This is a genomic window from uncultured Tenacibaculum sp. (assembly GCF_947502995.1).
Taxonomy (GTDB): domain Bacteria; phylum Bacteroidota; class Bacteroidia; order Flavobacteriales; family Flavobacteriaceae; genus Polaribacter.
Genome location: NZ_CANNBW010000024.1, coordinates 48,617 through 67,272 on the forward strand (window position 1 = coordinate 48,617; position 18,656 = coordinate 67,272).

Sequence of the window (18,656 nt, forward strand, 5' to 3'; positions counted from 1 at the left end):
TTAAGAGTTAAGAGATAACACATATTGCTTCGGAGTGGTACCGAATTTCTTCTTAAAAGAAGCGATAAAATGACTTGCGGTACTATAACCAACTTGTAATCCAACTTCATTTACGTTATAACGATTACTTTCTAATAGTTTTCTTGCATGTTCCATTTTGTAATCGAATAAAAAGCTATAAACAGTATCTCCATAAACTTGTTTAAAACCTTCTTTCAATTTTTTAAGATTTAAACCTATTTCATTAGAAAGTTCTTGTAAAGTTGGCGGTTCAGCCATACGCGAGATAATAATATCTTTTGCTTTTCTAATTTTAGAAACGTCTCTTTCGTCTACTAAAAACGGACAATATTCTCCTTCAATAGATTCATCTTTTTGAAAATGTAAACTCAATAGCTCGTATATCTTTCCTTTTATATACAGGTTTCGAATAGAACTATTCACATTAGCATTAATCAATTGCTTTAAAACGATTAGTACTGTCGGTTTAATAATTGAATCATCATAATATTTTCTATTCTTATTTTCTTCACTTAAAAAAGGAATGTAACCTGCTTCTGTAGAAAATAATGAATGAAACTTTTCAATCGATACTAATAAAGATACTAAAGCACTTTTAGGTTTAATTTCAAGATTTAGTGGTAATCGTTGTTGCGGATTATACAATAGAATAGAATGTTCTTCTAAAACATCTAAAGTATAAGTGCCACCATTAAAATGAAACTTAGAATTCCCATGAATTGAAAAGTGTAATTGGATAAAAGAATTATCTATATCTCTCTCAAAACGTTGTGTTTCCATAGAATCATTTATGAATTCTAGGAGTAGAAAACCGTTCTCAAGATTGGTTTCATTAAAAGTACTTTCAGCGATATTTTTCAAACGATATTAAGTTTAAGAATAAAACATTTTTATTTAGAATGATTCTATATAAAAAAACTTGTAAACATTGATTTTACTGCAAAAATAAAGAAAATCAGGTGTTTTACGAAAAAAATAACGATAAAGACAAAAATCGACATTTTAAGTTCTTTTGGCGATACTTTTATCTAAAGTAAGTTTCTATTTTTGTCGGGATTTTAGATATTTATTGAATGTTGACGAATACAAAGCACAAGAATTTTTACAATATTGGTGTAAGCTATGTTAAGGCAGATGCAAAAACGAGAGGAAAGTTTTCTTTATCAAAAGAAGATCAAATCTCGTTATTAGAAGAGGCTAAATCAATAGGATTCGATGGTATTTTTGTGCTGTCTACTTGTAACAGAACAGAAATTTCTGGATTTGCACCAAGACCTTGTTTGCTTATAGAGTTATTATGCAAATACTCTAAAGGAACTGTAGAAGAGTTTAGAAGTATTTCTACAATTCAACAAAATCAAGAAGCAGTGAACCATTTATTCAGAATGGGAACTGGTTTAGAGAGTCAGATTTTAGGTGATTACGAAATAGTTGGTCAGTTAAAAATGGCAGTGAAGCAAGCTAAAGAAGTTGGAACTATAAATGCTTATATAGAACGTTTAATTAATTTAGTATTACAATCTAGTAAACGTGTTAAAAACGAAACAAAGTTAAGTTCAGGTACAACATCGGTATCGTATGCAGCAGTTCAATATTTAATCAAAAATCTTCCAGATTATAATTCAAAAAACATTTTGGTTTATGGTTTAGGAAAAATGGGAAAACATACGTGTAAAAATTTAGCACAGTATACTCAAAACAAACAAGTAACTTTAGTCAATAGAACAGAAGAGAAAGTTGATGAGTTTATTAAAGATTACGACTTTATTAAAAAAGCTAAATTAGAAAGCTTAACATCTGAAATTGAAAACACAGACGTTTTAATTGTTTCTACAGGAGCGTCAACAGCTACAATCACTAAAGAAAATATTACTTTAGGTAAAGATTTATTAGTTTTAGATTTATCTGTACCGGCAAATGTTAGTGAAGAAGTAAAGCAATTGGATAATGTAACATTAATTAATGTTGATGAATTATCTAAAGTTACAGATGAAACATTAGCTGTAAGAAAACAAGAAGTGCCAGTTGCAGAAGCAATTATTAGTGAGCACAAACAAGAGTTTAATGAGTGGTTAAATCACCGTCGTTTTACACCAGCAATTAATGCTTTAAAGCAGTCTTTAGAAGCAATTCAGCAAGACGAGATAAACTTTCATAAAAAGAAAATATCTAACTTTGATATCGATCAAGCAGAAGCGATCACATCAAGATTTATACAGAAAATTACTACACAATTTGTAAAACACTTAAAAGAAGAGAATACATCTGTTAATCAAAGTATTCAAGTTATGGCAAAGGTGTTTGGCACAAATTTAGAAACAATAGATGCAAAAAATAATTAGAATTGGTACTCGAGATAGTGAATTAGCACTATGGCAAGCTAAAAAAGTTCAAAAATTACTTCACCAAGAAGGTTATCAGTCAGAAATAGTTCCTATTAAATCTACAGGGGATATTATTTTAGATAAACCATTATACGAATTAGGAATTACAGGAATCTTTACTAAGAATTTAGATATCGCAATGTTGAATTATGAAATCGATATTGCAGTTCATTCTATGAAAGATGTTCCTACAGTTTTACCAGAAGGAATTGTACAAGCTGCGGTTTTAAAAAGAGCAAATCATAATGATATCTTAGTACTAAAAGACAATGAAGAGTTTTTAGCACAACCGAAAGGAGTTATTGCTACTAGTAGCTTAAGAAGAAAAGCTCAATGGTTAGATCGTTATCCAACGCATAGCGTAGAAGATTTAAGAGGTAATGTAAATACACGTTTGCAAAAGGTTAAAGATAACGATTGGAACGGAGCTATCTTTGCAGCAGCAGGATTAGAACGTATTGGAAAAAGACCAAAAGGTGCTGTTAATTTATCTTGGATGATCCCTGCTCCAGCTCAAGGAGCAATAATGATTACTGCTTTAGAAGAAAACGAAGATATCAGAGAAGCATGTTCTTATTTAAATCATAAGGATACTGAGATCTGTACAGCTATTGAGCGTGAATTCTTAAATAGATTAGAAGGAGGTTGTACTGCACCAATCGGAGGTTTTGCAAGAATTGATGAGGTAAATAAAGAAATAGAATTCAAAGGAATTTTATTAAGTAGAGACGGAAAGAAAAAAATTGAAGTTCAAAGAACTGTTCCTGTAATCAAGAGAAAATATTTAGCCAAAGATTGTGCAAACTATATTTTAGATAGAGGCGGGAAAGATTTAATGAGTGAAGATGTTGTTGTAAATAAAGATTTTTCAATTTATTCTACAAAAGCACTTTCTGAAGCACAAAAAGATCTTCTTGCAGAATCTATAAAAGTTGAGGATAGCGATTTTATCAAAATTAGATTCAATAGAATTGCTCCTAAATTAGTTAAACAAGAGTTAGAACATGTAATTATTACAAGTAAAAATGGAGTAGAAGCGTTACTTCATAATTTTACAAAAGAAGAATTACAGTTTAAAAATATCTACTGTGTAGGTAGAAGAACAAAGAAATTAATAGAGCAGAAAATAGGTAAGGTTAAAAATTCAGAAAGAAACGCTAAAAAACTAGCAGCTTATTTGTCTGAAGAATTATCTGGACAAACTGTAACTTATTTCTGTAGTGATTTACGTTTAGATACTTTACCAACAGTTTTATCAAAAAATAATATTACTGTAAATGAAATAGAGGCGTACAAAACAATGTACAGTCCAGCTAAAGTAGACGAAACAGTAAACGGAGTATTATTTTACAGTCCTTCTACTGTAGAAAGCTACATGCAAGAGAATAAAGGAGATAAAATCGCTTTTTGTATTGGCGAAACTACAGCAAAAGAAGCATCTAAATATTTTGAAGAAGTACAAGTTGCCAAAGTTCCAACAGTAGAAAGTATTTTAGAATTAGTGAATTTACACTTTGTAAAAAGTTAGTATATGTTAAATGCCAGAAGACCAAGGAGAAATCGTAAGTCCGTAGCAATAAGAGCTATGGTAGAAGAAACTACTTTATCTGTAAACGACTTTATATACCCTGTATTTCTTATTGAAGGTTCAGGAAAGAAAGAAGAAATTGTTTCTATGCCTGGTATTTATCGCTATTCGTTGGATTTACTTTTAGAAGAAATTCAAGAATGTGTAGATTTAGGAATTAAAGGATTTTGTGTATTTCCTTCCTTAGGAGATGACAAAAAAGATAAATATGCAACTGAGGGATATAATCCTGAGAGTTTATACAATACAGCATTAAAAGAAATCAAATCTAAGTTTCCTGAAATTGCTTTAATGACAGACATTGCTATGGATCCATATTCAAGTGATGGCCATGATGGAATTGTTGAGAATGGAGAAATTCTTAATGATGAAACTTTAGAGATTTTAGGGAAAATGGCTCTAGCGCAAGCAAAAGCAGGAGCAGATATTTTAGGTCCATCTGATATGATGGATGGTCGTATAGGATATATCAGAAATGTTTTAGATGAAGCTGGATATACACAAGTTTCTATAATGTCGTACACAGCAAAATACGCTAGTGCTTTTTACGGTCCGTTTAGAGATGCATTAGATTCGGCTCCTAAGTTTGGAGACAAAAAAACATACCAAATGAATCCTGCAAATACTAGTGAAGCTTTAATAGAAGCAGATTTAGATATTCAAGAAGGAGCAGATATGATTATGGTAAAACCAGCTTTAGCATATTTAGATATTATCAAGTTACTAAAAGATAACTACGATGTGCCAATTACAGCTTATAATGTGAGTGGAGAGTACGCAATGCTTAAAGCAGCAGCAGAAAAAGGTTGGTTAGATGGTGAAAAAGTAATGTTAGAAAGCTTATTAAGCATTAAAAGAGCAGGGGCTGATATTATCCTAACTTATTTTGCGAAAGAAATTGCAAAAATTCTTTTGGAAAGAAAATAAAATTGAAGATTAAATTATTAACATATCATTTTTTAACATTTTTATTATTATCAATAATTTATATTCTTTTTAGTGAAAGTATTGTAAAATTCTTATTTACTGATTTACATGATGTCTTATTATGGTTAAAAGTTTCAGTAATAGGAATTTTATTCTTGATAATTTTTAATGTTATTTCTTATAGATATTTTATAAAAAATTCAAAGTTTAATGAAATTCAAAAAATCACAAAAACTATATAATAAAGGTTTAGTTAATTTAGTTGGAGCTGTAAATTCACCAGTTAGAGCATTCGCTTCTGTTGGTGGAAATCCACTTTTTATTGATAAAGCTAAAGGAAGTAAAATTGTCGATGTAGATGGAAACTCTTACATCGATTATGTATTGTCTTACGGACCAATGATTTTAGGTCATCGTCACAAGAAAGTACAAAAAGCAGTAACGAAAGCTTTAAAAAACGGATATTCTTTTGGAGCTTCAACAGAAAACGAAATTAAACTAGCTAAAATAGTTTGTGATGCTTTTCCAGGAATGGATAAGGTTCGTTTTGTAAACTCAGGTACAGAAGCTGTATTAAGTGGAATTCGTTTAGCTAGAGCTTACACAGGAAAAGATAAAATTATTAAGTTTTCTGGTTGTTACCATGGTCACCAAGATTCGTTATTGGTTGCAGCTGGTTCTGGTTTAGCAACTTTAAGTTTACCAGGTAGTAAAGGTGTTCCAGAAGGAGCAGTAAAAAATACTTTAATCGCAAACTATAATGATTTAGAAAGCGTTAAAGCACATTTTGAAAAGCATGATGATATTGCTGGAGTAATTATTGAACCAGTAGGAGGAAACATGGGAGTTGTAGTTCCTCAAAATAACTTCTTAAAAGATTTAAAAGAATTAGCGAATAAAAACGGAGCTTTACTTATTGCTGATGAGGTAATGACAGGTTTCCGTTCTACATTTGGTGGAGCTCAGGAAGTTTTAGGAGTAGAAGCAGACATTACTTGTTTAGGTAAAGTTATCGGTGGAGGTTTCCCTGTTGGAGCTTACGGAGCTAGAAACGAGATTATGGAAAATGTTGCTCCATTAGGAGGAATGTATCAAGCAGGAACATTAAGTGGTAATCCAATTGCAATGGTTGGAGGAATTGCTACTTTGTCAACATTAAAAAAGCAAAATCCGTACAAGCAATTTGATGCAGTCGGAGCAGAAATAGAAGAAGCGATTTTATCATCAGCTCAAAAATATGGAGTAGATGTTACGGTGAATAGGTTTGGTTCTATGATGAATCCTTTTTTTACTAATAAAAAAGTTACTAATTTTGAAGAAGCACAAACTTCTGATACTAAAAAGTTTGCTGTATTTTTCTGGAAGATGATTAAAAACGGAATATTTTTACCTCCATCTCAGTTCGAGGCTTGGTTTTTATCTAGTGCTTTAACTGAAAAGAATATTAGTAAAACCAAGAAAGCTTTAGATAACGCGTTAAAAGCAGTTTCAGAAATGTAAAAAATGAGTCATGAAATTACTTAGTTTAACAATATCAATTTTCTTTTACCTGTCATGTTCACCAAAAACTACAAATTCGATGGATGTACAACAAATTATGGAAAGTTTGTATGAAGGAACTCTAACTGGAGCAGGAGAAGAAGGATTTAAAAAAGAAAGTATTGTTATTCAGTCTGTTGAAGAGTGGAAAGCTTTCTTAACTAAGTTGGATTCAACAAATAAAGTTTCTGAAGAATTTGATACCAACATAGATTTTTCAAAAAAAAGTGTAATTGTCGCCATAGATAGTGTAAGGAATACTACAGGTTTTACGATTAAGATTAATGAGGTTTCACAAAAAGGGAAAACTTTAGAAATTGTAATTAATCATAAAGGACCAAAACCAACTGATATGGTTGGCATGGCAATTACACAACCAATACATATAGTTACAATTAATAAAACAAACAAGAACATAGTTTTTGTTGAAGAATAATATGATAAAAAACGATTTATTTTTAAGGGCTTTAAAAGGAGAAACTGTAGATAGACCACCAGTTTGGATGATGAGACAAGCAGGAAGGTATTTACCAGAGTTTATGGAAATTCGTAAGAAATACGATTTCTTTACACGTTGTAGAACTCCTGAATTAGCTTCAGAAATAACAGTTCAACCAATTCGTAGATATGGTATGGATGCTGCAATTTTGTTCTCAGATATTCTTGTAGTACCTCAAGCTATGAATGTTGAGGTAGAGATGAAACCGAATTTTGGACCATATTTACCAAATCCAATTCGTGATAAAAAAAGTTTAGATCAGGTAATTATACCAGATGTAAATGAAGAATTAGGTTATGTAATGGATGCAATTAAAGCAACTAAAGAAAAGTTGAATGATGAAATCCCATTAATAGGTTTTGCGGGCTCTCCATGGACAATTTTATGTTATATGGTACAAGGCCAAGGATCTAAAAACTTCGATAAAGCAAAAGAATTTTGTTTTACGCAACCAGTTTTGGCACACGAATTGCTTAGAAAGATAACAGACACCACAATCGCTTATTTAAAAGCAAAGGTTAAGGCCGGTGTTAATGCTGTTCAAATTTTTGATTCTTGGGGAGGCATGCTATCCCCAGTAGATTATCAAGAGTTTTCATGGCAATACATCAATGACATAATTGAAGCGTTAAAAGATGAAATTCCAGTAATAGCATTCGGAAAAGGATGTTGGTTTGCATTAAATGAAATGTCAAAATCTGGAGCTTCAGCTTTAGGAATAGATTGGACTTGTTCTGCTCGAAATGCAAGATATTTAACAGGAGGAAATATTACTTTACAAGGTAATTTTGACCCTTCAAGATTGCTTTCTCCACCAAATGAAATCAAAAAAATGGTGACAGAAATGATCAACAATTTTGGAAAGGATAAATATATTGTTAACTTAGGGCACGGGATTTTACCAAATATACCTTTGGAAAACGCAAAAGCATTTGTTGATGCAGTAAAAGAATACAAACAATAAAAGAATTAAAAATTAATCGAGATTCCCATGAAAAGATTAGTAACTTTAATGTTAATTGTGATTACGTCTAGTGTATTTGCGCAAAGAAAATACTATAACCAAGCGGTGAATAGTTGTGCAGATAAGTCTTCAGACGAACTAATTAATAAGTGTATAAAAGATAGTTATTTATTAAACTACGATTTTACAACGGACACAGACAAAGTAATAAGTACGAAAGAAATTAAAAAGCCGATCGTTCTAATAGCAGCAGCTACATGGTCTGCTCCATGTTTTGGTCAAATTCCAGCTTTAAATCAAATGGTTGAAAAATACAATGATAAAGTTCAATTTGTAATGATTTTCTGGGATAAAAAAGATAAATTAGGAAGAATGCAAGAAAAGTTAGACGATAGAATCGTTTTAGTTCCTGCAGGTGAAGCTGATAAAGTAGAAAAAGGTAATTTAGATATTAGTGGTTTTGTACATAAATTAGATTATCCAACTGCGTATTTAATCGATAAGTCAAAGAAGTTTATCGATGTAAAAAGAGGAGCTGCAATTCCTACTAAAACTGTAAGTAAAGATCAAGCGACTGCAACCAATGTTTCTGAATTAGAAACTTTTATTAGCCAAGTACTAAATTAGTAGTCAAATACTCACAATATTTAAAACCTCTTTCTTAATTTTGAAAGAGGTTTTTTTATTTCTAGGCTGTGAAAAATATTTTTAAAATAATTGCATATACCTGTTTAGGGTTTATTCTTATTTCATGTGAAAAAAAACAAGAGTCATATTGGATTGATTTTTATTGGGAATCTTCTAAAATGGGAGAAAAAGTATATGAAAAATCAGCAATGTTTGTTGATTTTACATTAGGTGATAAACCTAAGTTTTCTCTTCAGTTAGATACTGGTGCTCCAACTTTTTTTAAAGATAGTATTATAAATTCTTATCTTAAATTTTATAAAAGACATGAAAATAAATTAGGAGCTTACGACCAAAATCGAACCTTGAATGAAAGAAATATTAATAATCGTAGGATATCATATCTTTTAAATAATTTACCTCTAAATTTCAAAGACACGACTCTTGTGTCAAGTGAAGTAATTTTATATCCTAATTCTGGTGTGGAATTAGATTCTTTAATTTTTGCCAATTATAGAAATCATATAGGAACTTTAGGAATAAATACTTTTGAAGGAAAGAAATTGGTTATTGATTATCCGAATAAAAGATTTACTGTTTTAAATAATATGTTATCTGATTATGAAAAGGTAAAAACAATACAATTTGAGTTCGATAATTCGAATAGAATTTTACTTCCAGTACGTTTTAATAAAAAGAAATATTATGTGATGTTTGATACTGGATCAAGTGTGTTCCCTTTAATAACTAATAATTCAGATTTTTGGAATCTATACTCAGAATTACCAGCTATTGACTCTTTACAAGTTTCTTCTTTTGGAAAATTTTATACTACCTATAAAGGAAAGATAAAAGAAGAAGTCAACATTGAAGGTTTAAGCTTAAATAATAAAAATATTTATTTAGGAACTAGACCTTATGAAAAAGAATTTAAAAATGGAATTGAGATAATTGGACTTACAGGAAATCAATTATTTTTAAATGATATTATTATGATTGATTTTTCAAATAAAGAATTTAACTTTATCACAAAAAAGAAATGATACAGTCAGCCTTAAATGCTATTAAAGCATATTTCGATGCTCTTGCCATCATCAAAAAATTGAATTTGTGGAAATATTTTTTAATTCCAGTAGTAATTAGTGTTATCACAGCATTAATAATAGGATCTTTTTCTTATTTCTTGTCAGATAATTTAGGATATTATGTTGCTAAGTTGTGGCCTTGGGAATTAGGTAAAGAAACTTTTACAACCATAGGGAATTTTTTAAGCGGAATTGCTATTGTTGCGATTGGTTTAATTTTATATAAACACATTGTTTTAGCGTTATCTTCTCCATTTATGAGTCCAGTTTCTCTCAAAATTGAAGAACATTTTTATGGGAAAAAACATCAACATACAAAAAGTACATTCTCAGAATCATTAGCTAGAGGTATCCGAATTAGTTTAAGAAATTTAGGAAGAGAGTTATTATTAACACTACTAATTATAATTTTAGGATTTATTCCTTTGATTGGTATTTTTTCTTCTATAGCACTGTTTTTAGTCCAAGCTTATTATGCTGGCTTTGGAAATATGGATTACACATTAGAACGTCATTATAAATACAGAGATAGTGTAAAATTTGTAAAAAAGAATAAAGGTACAGCTATAGGAAATGGAATAATCTTTATTTTATTTCTTTTAATCCCAATTATTGGAGTTGTATTAGTATTACCTTTTTCAGTAACAGCAGCAACTACGGAAACGATGAAAAAAATAAAGTAATTAATATACTATTATCAGTATTTTTGTTTTTCAATATTTAACAGAATAATGAAAGATCAATTTTACGCATACATCCAAGAATTACAAGATACCATTACTTCAAAATTAGAAACTATAGATGGTAAAGCTAAGTTTCAAGAAGATTTATGGAAGAGAGCAGAAGGAGGAGGAGGAAGAACTCGTGTTATAGAAAATGGAAATGTATTTGAAAAAGGAGGCGTAAATATATCTGCTGTACACGGAGAGTTACCAGAAGTATTAAGAAAACAATTTAAAGTTGAAACAGGTAATTTTTTTGCTTGTGGTTTAAGTTTAGTTTTACACCCTATAAATCCTTTTGTACCTACAGTTCATGCAAATTGGCGTTACTTTGAAATGTACAACGAGAAAGGAGAAATAGTTACACAATGGTTTGGTGGTGGACAAGATTTAACTCCATACTACCTTTTCGAAGAAGATGCTAAACATTTTCATAAAACGTGTAAAGAAGCTTGTGACAAACATCACCCAGATTTTTATCCTAAATTTAAGGAAACTTGCGATAATTACTTTTGGAATGCTCATAGAAATGAAGCTAGAGGAGTTGGTGGATTGTTCTTTGATTATTTGAAAGAAACAGAAGAGTTTTCTATGCAAAATCGTTATAATTTTGTTACTGAAGTTGGTAATAGTTTCTTAAATAGTTATGTTCCAATAGTTGAAAATAGAAAAGATACTGAGTATACTCAAGAAAACAAAGATTGGCAAGAAGTACGAAGAGGACGTTATGTTGAGTTTAATTTAGTTCACGATCGAGGTACATTATTCGGGTTAAAAACTAATGGAAGAATTGAAAGCATTTTAATGAGTTTACCACCTAAAGTTCAATGGAAATATAACCATGTTCCAGAAGAAGGTACTAAAGAAGCAGATTTATTAAAAGTTTTGGCAAAACCTGTAAATTGGGTTTAACTTTTTAAATATTAATTGAGTACATTTTTTATTCTGAGTTTTTAATTAATACTTTTGCCCGAATTTTAAATTATTAATTATGAAAATCGAAACTTTGAAAAAGAATTTAACTCAATTTTTGAGTTTATTACTATGTATTACATTATTAGGCTGTTCTAGTGAAGGAGAAAATGATGGTGTAAATAGTGATAGTTATTTATGGTTTATTTCAGGAGAAATAAATGGAGAGTCTTTTGTTTATGGACAAGAGTTAAGCAATACTACTCAAACTTACGATATTGTAAGAACGAATACATCTTCATCTACGTGTGCTTATTCAGAAGATAATGGGTTTTCTTATGATTTCTCTTTATATCCATTTCATAATGAATCTTTACCAACAGTTGGTTTTGAATTTAATAGAATGCACATTTGTAGAAATACAAATTCTCAAAACGAAATATTTAATTCTCTTTTTCCAAAGAAAGAATACGATTTTGCTGAAGATAATAGAGATGAGGATAAAAATGGAGGAAAAGTAGGTGTTTATTATTTACCTAGTGCAAATTCAGATGCAGCTGTTTATACTACCTACAATAGTGATTTAAGTAATAATTACTTTGAAATTACAAAAAGCGAGGGAATTAATCAGTCGGCAGGTTCATTTGCTGTTGTTAGACAGAATGTTGAAGGTGTTTTTTCTGTAACATTATATAATGAAAATGACCCGAATGATAAAGTTGTAATAACAAATGGAAGATTTAAATTAGTTTTAATTCCATAGTTTATTCAAATAAGAAATTGTAAAAGGATTACTATTAAAGTAATCCTTTTTTTTATCCCCAGATGATATTTTTTCTAGTCAGTTTTTTATGTGTTCTCTTTGCTGCTTGAAGTTTTGCTTTTAATAAAGATTTTCTTCCTTTTACATTTCTGGTATATAAAAGTTCAACTTCATTAATATAAGAATTCCAATGCTTTTGAAATTCTAAAGCATTTTCCTTATTCGTTCCAAATATTTCAGGAACCGTAAAAAAACGTTCTTTCTTAAATCGTTTTGAAACCCAGGTAGAACGACATATTAAATATTTAGGATTGTTTACAGGAGATAAAACTTCATTTAAAGCATCTATAAATAATTTACTTTCTAATCGGTTTGCTCCATCAATCGTACATACAACTTGACCATTTTGTTGCATTTTTGTTTTTAGTTTCACAACATTTTTAGGACTGTTCATCATTTTTAATTTATAGAGAGTTTTTAATACAACTAAACCTATTTTGTGAATTTTCTTATCTGCAATTCCGAATTTCAAGAAAGATTTTATGATTTTAGTTGAAGTAAAAAATAACCAAATCATAAGACTTACCAATGAGATACTTATAAATTTTAAAACTGTAGAATCATCAATAATAAATAAAATAGGAATGAATATGGCAATTAAAAATACAATCAACCATGTTTCTTTTAAGCTATAAAAAATAGCATTTAAATAATCTTCTTCTTTAGGTTTAGTCTTTTTTCTAGGATTTAAAAAAGTTAGTTGTTTGTTTACTTTTTTACCTTTAAAAATCGATTTTTCCCATTTTTGAGATATCTCCTGTCTATTTTCCGACAATTCTAAGGTGATTTTATTTAAACCTTCAACATCATTAGTGAAAATTTTATCAGGAAGATTTAATCTTGTTAATCCCGTTGTTATAGTATCATTTTCCTCATTACTAATACCTAAAAAAGAATTGAATCTTCTTTCTAAAACAGTAAAATCTTTACCTCCTTTTTCATTGGTAGGATCTAAACAAGCTAAATGCCATATTAAACCTACTTTATTCGGGGTTGAACTATCAACTCGAATTGCTCTTCCTCGCATTTGATTTGAAGAAACAAAAGATCCAATAACAGAAGCTAAGATTAAACTATTAATGCTTGGAGCATCCCAACCTTCACCTAAAAGAGATTTTGTACCAATAAGTAATTTTATATGACCGTTTTCAAAAAGTTGAGTGATAACTTCAACAGTACTTTTTTGAGAAGAGCTTTTAGAGGAGATTAAAACAAAATTTTCATCAGATTCGAGATAAGTAATCGTGTAATTTTCAAGAGTATCAATTTGTTCTAATTCATGAATGATGTCTTGGTGAATAATAACCACAGAACCTGTTAAAACTGCTAGAGATTTTGTGTAAAATATGACATTTTTTATACGTTGAAAAATAGGAATAACTCCCATCTTTTGAATATTTTCATATTCATTATTAGGTAGATTTAAATATTCTTTTCTAATATAATCGGTAAGAATTACACAACGTAAATCATCTTTTAAATTTTTTTGTTCTTGTCGAACTATTTCAACGATACTATTTAATTTACTAGGACTATTACTTAATGATTTGTATACAAAATCATCTCCTGTAAAATTGACTCTATTTTTACTAAAGATAGAAAGTAAACGAAGTTGTTTCTCAAGTTTATTTAAATATGTTTCATGTTTTATTAGAGTTTCTCTATCTGTGACTAATAAAAATTGAAGTAAGATTTCAATCCAATAATTTGATAACTCAGGAAATTCTATATTTTCTTCTTTATTAAATCCTAAAATTTCTAATTTTTCTATTGGAATTTCTTCTTTACAAGCATTTAAAAAAATTAAAATTGAAGAAAAGAAATTCGAATTCTTATAAATTTCTTCAAGTTGACTTTCTGTTCTTTCATAAAAACGATTTTTTTTAATAAAGTTTATAAATGTTGAATCTGTAATTAAAAAGTTTCTAAAATGATCAACTTTCTCTTTAAATTGCGTGATAAACTTCACTTCTTCATCTTCTGGTTTAGATAAATACACTAAATCTTGATGAGGAGCTAGATTTTTTTCTTTAACCAAATCCGGAACTACAATTTCATCATCAATTTCATTACAGAGCTTAAAATATTTTTGTATTTCAGAATTTTCACTGTCATATGGAGGAGTAGCAGTTAGTGCTACAACAGTTTGTAAGTGTTCTTCTTTTAAATCATATAAACATTTCCACCAAGCATTTTTTAAATGATGTGCTTCATCTAAAAGTAAAACTTCTATGTTTTCTTTTTTAAAGAAATCAAAGTAGGCTTCATTAGTTTCAAAAGTTTTAAAAAAACTATGTAAAGCTTGGTAAGTAGAGAAAGTTAAAGTAGACGGATTTTTAATGTCAAACGAAATCTCTTCAAAGTCTTTGTCTTCCGTAAAAAAGCTTTGTAATCTATCATTCCATTGATTTCTAATAGTCAAAGTTGGAGTTAAGACTAGAGTTTTCTTACCAATTCTTCGAATAACTTCTATACCTAAAATAGTTTTGCCAGATCCAGGTGGAGCCACAATATGAAAATGATTATCAGCAATATGTTTATCAAAATTTTGTAAAACTTTTGCTTGATATGGTCTCCATTGAAATTTAAAGCGCAATTTTTTTAGTGACATATTTATTGTATAAATTCAAAATAATAAAACGAAATTATATGTTCTTATTGATAATTAGAAAAATCACACAATTTTTTTAAGTTAATTGAAGGTTAATGGAGATTGTTAACTTAAAGAATATAGAAACAAATGTTATTTTTGAAGGATGTCTAGAAAAATAATTTTATTAGTTGTAGCTTCTATTGTTGGATTAATAGCTTTATCGTTAATTCAAGCTCGACTAATTCAAAATACTTATGATTTAAGGAAAGAAGCACTTATTGATACTACCAGCGAAATGGTAGGGAAAATTGGAAGTTATGGAACATCAATAGATTCGATTAGTGATGCTATTTCAAATACTTTTCTAAAAGATTTAGATGCATATAGTATTCAAATGCTCCCAAAAGAAAAATTACTGAATAGATTACGTGAAATAAACGATTCTTTAAATCCAAGATTTATTATAGAATATGAAAAAGAAATGAAGTCTAAAAATTTAAATTTCGATTTAAAATATCATAAGATTTTAGAGAGTATAATTTTAGTAGATAGTTTAAAAACCGATACTATTTTTTATGATAAAAATTCAAGTAAATTTAAGTTAGTCGGATATGAATTTGAAAACGATCCAGAATTACGATTAGGTACTTCTACTTGGGAAACGAATAGAACTTTTCAAAGAAAAATTAAAGGAGAATTAAAAAAAGGAAATTATGATGTAGTTTTTAAAACTGTAAATTACATGAATATTGATGAGGCAAATTCAATCATATTAAACGAAATGAGAGGATTACTTATTTCGTCTTGTTGTATTTTCCTTTTTGTGATAGGTCTCTTTTATTATTCAATAAAAAATTTAATAACTCAGAAGAAAATAGCTGATGTAAAAACAGATTTTATTAATAACATCACTCACGAATTAAAAACACCTTTGGCTACTTTATCCTTAGCAACAAAAATGTTGAAAAAACAAGATCTTAATGCGCAAAATAATTTTGTTGAATCAACTATAGAAACAATAGAAAGACAAAATATAAGATTACAAAAACTAGTTGATCAAGTGTTAAACAATAGTTTAGGTTATAATGAAATTGAATTACAAAAGGAAAGTGTAAGTCTGAATGATTTTGTATTAGAGATTATAGACGATTTTTTAATCTCTAATAAAGACATTACTTTAACTAATGTTATGTGTGATCATGATGTTTTAATTGAAGTCGATAAGTTCTACATGAGTACTGTATTGTCTAATATTTTAGAAAATGCTGTAAAGTATGGCGGAACTGAATTAGAAGTTCAACTAAAACATAATAAGGGAGTTGAAATTATAATAACAGATAACGGAATTGGAATTTCAAAGAAAGATATTCAGCAGATTTTTAATAAATTTTTCAGAGCTGAAAATAAGGATATTCATAATGTGAAAGGTTTGGGTTTAGGGTTATATTATAGCAATCAAATCATAAAAGCACACAACGGAACAATTTCAGTAAAAAGTGAAAAAGGAAAAGGAACTACTTTTAGTATTAAATTACCTTTAGATTAATGGCTCAAACAAAAGATCATATTTTACTAGCAGAAGATGATGTAGATTTTGGTAATCTTCTGAAGCAATATTTAGAAATGTCTGGCTATACTGTAGTTTGGACTCAAAATGGTGAAGAAGCTTTAGAGAAATTCAAAGAGAGTAGTTTTCATATTTGTGTTTTTGATGTAATGATGCCAAAAATAGACGGATTTACACTGGCTGAACAAGTAATAGCGATAAATCCAGAAATTCCTTTTATTTTTTTAACGGCAAGAAAACTAAAAGAAGATCGATTAAAAGGATTAAAGTTAGGAGCAGATGACTATATCGTAAAACCTTTTGATGCAGATGAATTGGTATTAAGAATTAATAATATCATAAAAAGATCGACAAATAGTGTTACTAGAGTTGTTAATGAAGGTATTATTCAAATAGGAAATTATAGCTTTAATCAGAGGCGATTAGAATTAGTTTTCGAAAATGAAATTCAGCAATTAACGGAAAAAGAAGCTAGTTTAATTCAGTTTTTATTCGACCATAAGAATCAAATGTTGAAACGAGAAGAAATATTAAAAGCTGTATGGAAAAACGACGATTATTTTTCTGGAAGAAGTATGGATGTTTTTATCAGCAGACTTCGTAAATATTTCAAAAAAGACACAGCTATTACTATAGAAAGTTCAAGAGGAATTGGGCTCGAATTTAAGATACGTTAATACAGTTGTTTAAGTAGGTTAATGCTAGGTTAACAGAGTAAAAAACTCAGTTTTAGTTTTTAATACCAACTAGTTTTGGAGTGTAATTAAAAACTAAATATTATGAAATGTATTAAAGCAACCTTAGTAACAATTTTAATATCAATCAGTGCTTGTGCACAAAACACTCCAGAAATTCCAACTCCTCCACAAGCTCCAAGTTCAGGAAATTCACATACAGAAGTAACTACATCATCATCGGCTAGAATAAGTAGTTCAACAAGTGTTTCCGATTCAAAAAAGCAATATAAATTCAGATCTAAGTTTCATTCGTCAAAAAAAGAAGGAGTAAAAAATATTCTTACCGATGCTTTAGATAATATTAAAGTTAAAAAGAATAGAAGAGAGTTATTGTGGGAAATTGTAGAAAATGGAGAAGTAATTTTTGAATGTACTTTATCAAAAAATAGATTATCAATTTACTTAGATAAAAAAGCAACAAATTCTAGTTTCTATAGAAAAATAAAGTCGACAGGAGAAGATTTACAAGAGTTTATATCGTCACATAAAAGGCATACATTCCAAAGTAGAAGAGAAAACTCTATAGGAAGAGCAGAAGCAAGATTAGAAAGAGCCAAAAGAGAATTAGAAGCTTCAATTAAAAATTTAAAAGAAATAAAAAGAGAAAAAGAAGAAGAATCAGATGAAAGATATTAATATTTCAAAACGATGGATATTATTTATGATGCTTTCAGGTTTACTACATATCCATGCACAGTGTGAAAAAATTAATATGTTTAAACACTTCACCTTGGTAAATAATAATGATACAATTAATTATCATGCTTATGCTAAAGGTGAAGTTTCTTCTAAAGAGAATGTACTATTATTTATTCACGGATCAAGTTCAAAACCGTTTTACAGTTTTTTTAAAGAAAAAGGAATTCAATACAGAGGAAGTACAATGCCTTTTGATTTGAAAGAAATACCAGATGACTATGCTTTTTTTATCGTTTCAAAAACATATATTCCATTTTGTGTTGATTCAAAAAAAGAGTTCAAAGCACCCGAAGAATATCACAAAACAATGACTCTAAAACACAGAGCCTATCAAATAGATAAAGTAATAAAAGATATACTTAGAAATTACATTCAAAAACCAAAAAGAATAGTAGTAATAGGACATTCTGAAGGAAGTGATGTGGTAGCAAAATTAGGTTCAATTAATAAAGAAATAACACATGTAGGGTTTTGGTCAGGTAGTGGAAATTCTCAATGGTATGATTTTCCTTTATTTATAAGAAAAGATGTTTTAAATGGAAAATTAACCGAAGAAGAAGGTTTAAAACAAATGGATTCTTTATTTGTGAAATATAAAGAGATTGTAAAAAATAAAGATTCAATTCATAAAAAATGGTACGGACATCCTTACAAAAGATGGTATTATTTCTCAGAGCCACCGATTGAAAACTTATTACAAATTAATGTTCCATTGTATGTCGCTATGGGAGCTAAAGATACATCAGTTCCAGTAGAATCTACTTATTTAATTCCTGTTGAATTTATAAGAAATGAAAAAGAAAACCTAACATTTAAAGTATATCCAAATTTAGATCATAGCTTTAATGAAAAGTTGCCAAATGGGAAGAAAAAAAGGTATTGGAATACCGTTTTTATAGACTTTATGAAATGGGTAAAAAATAATTAGTCAATTAAATGTTTGATTTATAGAAGATAAAAAGAAGTGAA

17 protein-coding genes are annotated in these 18,656 nt (G+C 29.0%); 15 read left to right on the plus strand and 2 right to left on the minus strand.

Translation table 11 applies throughout. The features are described 5' to 3' along the window. Window positions 1-882 (minus strand): helix-turn-helix transcriptional regulator, encoded by an 882-nt coding sequence (locus Q1A46_RS17715; protein WP_299682081.1) that lies wholly within the window; start codon window positions 880-882, stop codon window positions 1-3. 212 nt (window positions 883-1,094) lie between these two features. Here Q1A46_RS17715 and hemA point away from each other — a divergent pair, with 212 nt between their 5' ends. The 11 genes from hemA to Q1A46_RS17770 all read left to right on the plus strand — a co-directional run bounded on the left by hemA (window position 1,095) and on the right by Q1A46_RS17770 (window position 12,031). Continuing rightward, a complete protein-coding gene (hemA, locus tag Q1A46_RS17720) occupies window positions 1,095-2,363 on the plus strand; it encodes a glutamyl-tRNA reductase (RefSeq protein ID WP_299682084.1) in 1,269 nt (422 codons plus the stop codon). Then, the gene (hemC, locus tag Q1A46_RS17725; RefSeq protein ID WP_299682087.1) at window positions 2,347-3,933 is read left to right on the plus strand and encodes a hydroxymethylbilane synthase; all 1,587 of its coding nucleotides are present in this window, start codon (window positions 2,347-2,349) and stop codon (window positions 3,931-3,933) included. Before hemA ends, hemC begins: the two co-directional genes overlap by 17 nt. 3 nt (window positions 3,934-3,936) lie before the next feature. Beyond that, on the plus strand, window positions 3,937-4,920 hold the full coding sequence (gene hemB, locus Q1A46_RS17730; protein WP_299682090.1) for a porphobilinogen synthase: 984 nt from the start codon (window positions 3,937-3,939) through the stop codon (window positions 4,918-4,920). Window positions 4,921-5,130: 210 nt separating this feature from the next. Next, window positions 5,131-6,420, plus strand: a complete 1,290-nt coding sequence (gene hemL, locus Q1A46_RS17735; protein WP_299682093.1) for a glutamate-1-semialdehyde 2,1-aminomutase — start codon at window positions 5,131-5,133, stop codon at window positions 6,418-6,420. Window positions 6,421-6,430: 10 nt separating this feature from the next. Continuing rightward, on the plus strand, window positions 6,431-6,895 hold the full coding sequence (locus Q1A46_RS17740; protein ID WP_299682096.1) for a protease complex subunit PrcB family protein: 465 nt from the start codon (window positions 6,431-6,433) through the stop codon (window positions 6,893-6,895). Window position 6,896: 1 nt separating this feature from the next. After that, window positions 6,897-7,922 (plus strand): uroporphyrinogen decarboxylase, encoded by a 1,026-nt coding sequence (hemE, locus tag Q1A46_RS17745; RefSeq protein ID WP_095071101.1) that lies wholly within the window; start codon window positions 6,897-6,899, stop codon window positions 7,920-7,922. A 27-nt stretch (window positions 7,923-7,949) separates the two neighbouring features. Beyond that, on the plus strand, window positions 7,950-8,549 hold the full coding sequence (locus Q1A46_RS17750; protein WP_299682107.1) for a thioredoxin family protein: 600 nt from the start codon (window positions 7,950-7,952) through the stop codon (window positions 8,547-8,549). A 68-nt stretch (window positions 8,550-8,617) separates the two neighbouring features. Further along, complete coding sequence (locus Q1A46_RS17755) at window positions 8,618-9,592, plus strand: hypothetical protein (protein WP_299682109.1); 975 nt, start codon at window positions 8,618-8,620, stop codon at window positions 9,590-9,592. Then, window positions 9,589-10,317, plus strand: a complete 729-nt coding sequence (locus Q1A46_RS17760) for an EI24 domain-containing protein (RefSeq protein WP_299682112.1) — start codon at window positions 9,589-9,591, stop codon at window positions 10,315-10,317. The genes Q1A46_RS17755 and Q1A46_RS17760 overlap by 4 nt, the downstream gene beginning before the upstream one ends. 48 nt (window positions 10,318-10,365) lie before the next feature. Further along, window positions 10,366-11,268, plus strand: a complete 903-nt coding sequence (gene hemF, locus Q1A46_RS17765; RefSeq protein ID WP_299682115.1) for an oxygen-dependent coproporphyrinogen oxidase — start codon at window positions 10,366-10,368, stop codon at window positions 11,266-11,268. Between the two features lie 79 nt (window positions 11,269-11,347). Next, window positions 11,348-12,031 (plus strand): hypothetical protein, encoded by a 684-nt coding sequence (locus Q1A46_RS17770; RefSeq protein ID WP_299682118.1) that lies wholly within the window; start codon window positions 11,348-11,350, stop codon window positions 12,029-12,031. A gap of 52 nt (window positions 12,032-12,083) precedes the next feature. Here the strand turns inward: Q1A46_RS17770 and Q1A46_RS17775 are convergent, their stop codons facing one another. Continuing rightward, window positions 12,084-14,687 carry a DEAD/DEAH box helicase family protein gene (locus Q1A46_RS17775; RefSeq protein WP_299682121.1) on the minus strand — a complete coding sequence of 868 codons (2,604 nt, stop codon included), beginning with the start codon at window positions 14,685-14,687 and terminating at the stop codon, window positions 12,084-12,086. 160 nt (window positions 14,688-14,847) lie between these two features. Between Q1A46_RS17775 and Q1A46_RS17780 the strand changes: the two genes are divergently transcribed. The 4 genes from Q1A46_RS17780 (at window position 14,848) to Q1A46_RS17795 (ending at window position 18,615) form a co-directional block, all read left to right on the plus strand. Further along, window positions 14,848-16,230 carry a sensor histidine kinase KdpD gene (locus Q1A46_RS17780; protein ID WP_299682124.1) on the plus strand — a complete coding sequence of 461 codons (1,383 nt, stop codon included), beginning with the start codon at window positions 14,848-14,850 and terminating at the stop codon, window positions 16,228-16,230. Then, a complete protein-coding gene (locus Q1A46_RS17785; protein ID WP_299682128.1) occupies window positions 16,230-16,928 on the plus strand; it encodes a response regulator transcription factor in 699 nt (232 codons plus the stop codon). The genes Q1A46_RS17780 and Q1A46_RS17785 overlap by 1 nt, the downstream gene beginning before the upstream one ends. 102 nt (window positions 16,929-17,030) lie before the next feature. Beyond that, window positions 17,031-17,624: a hypothetical protein gene (locus Q1A46_RS17790; RefSeq protein ID WP_299682131.1), complete on the plus strand. Its 594-nt coding sequence runs from the start codon at window positions 17,031-17,033 to the stop codon at window positions 17,622-17,624. Continuing rightward, a complete protein-coding gene (locus Q1A46_RS17795) occupies window positions 17,611-18,615 on the plus strand; it encodes a dienelactone hydrolase family protein (protein WP_299682134.1) in 1,005 nt (334 codons plus the stop codon). The genes Q1A46_RS17790 and Q1A46_RS17795 overlap by 14 nt, the downstream gene beginning before the upstream one ends. The last annotated feature ends 41 nt before the right edge of the window (window positions 18,616-18,656 follow it).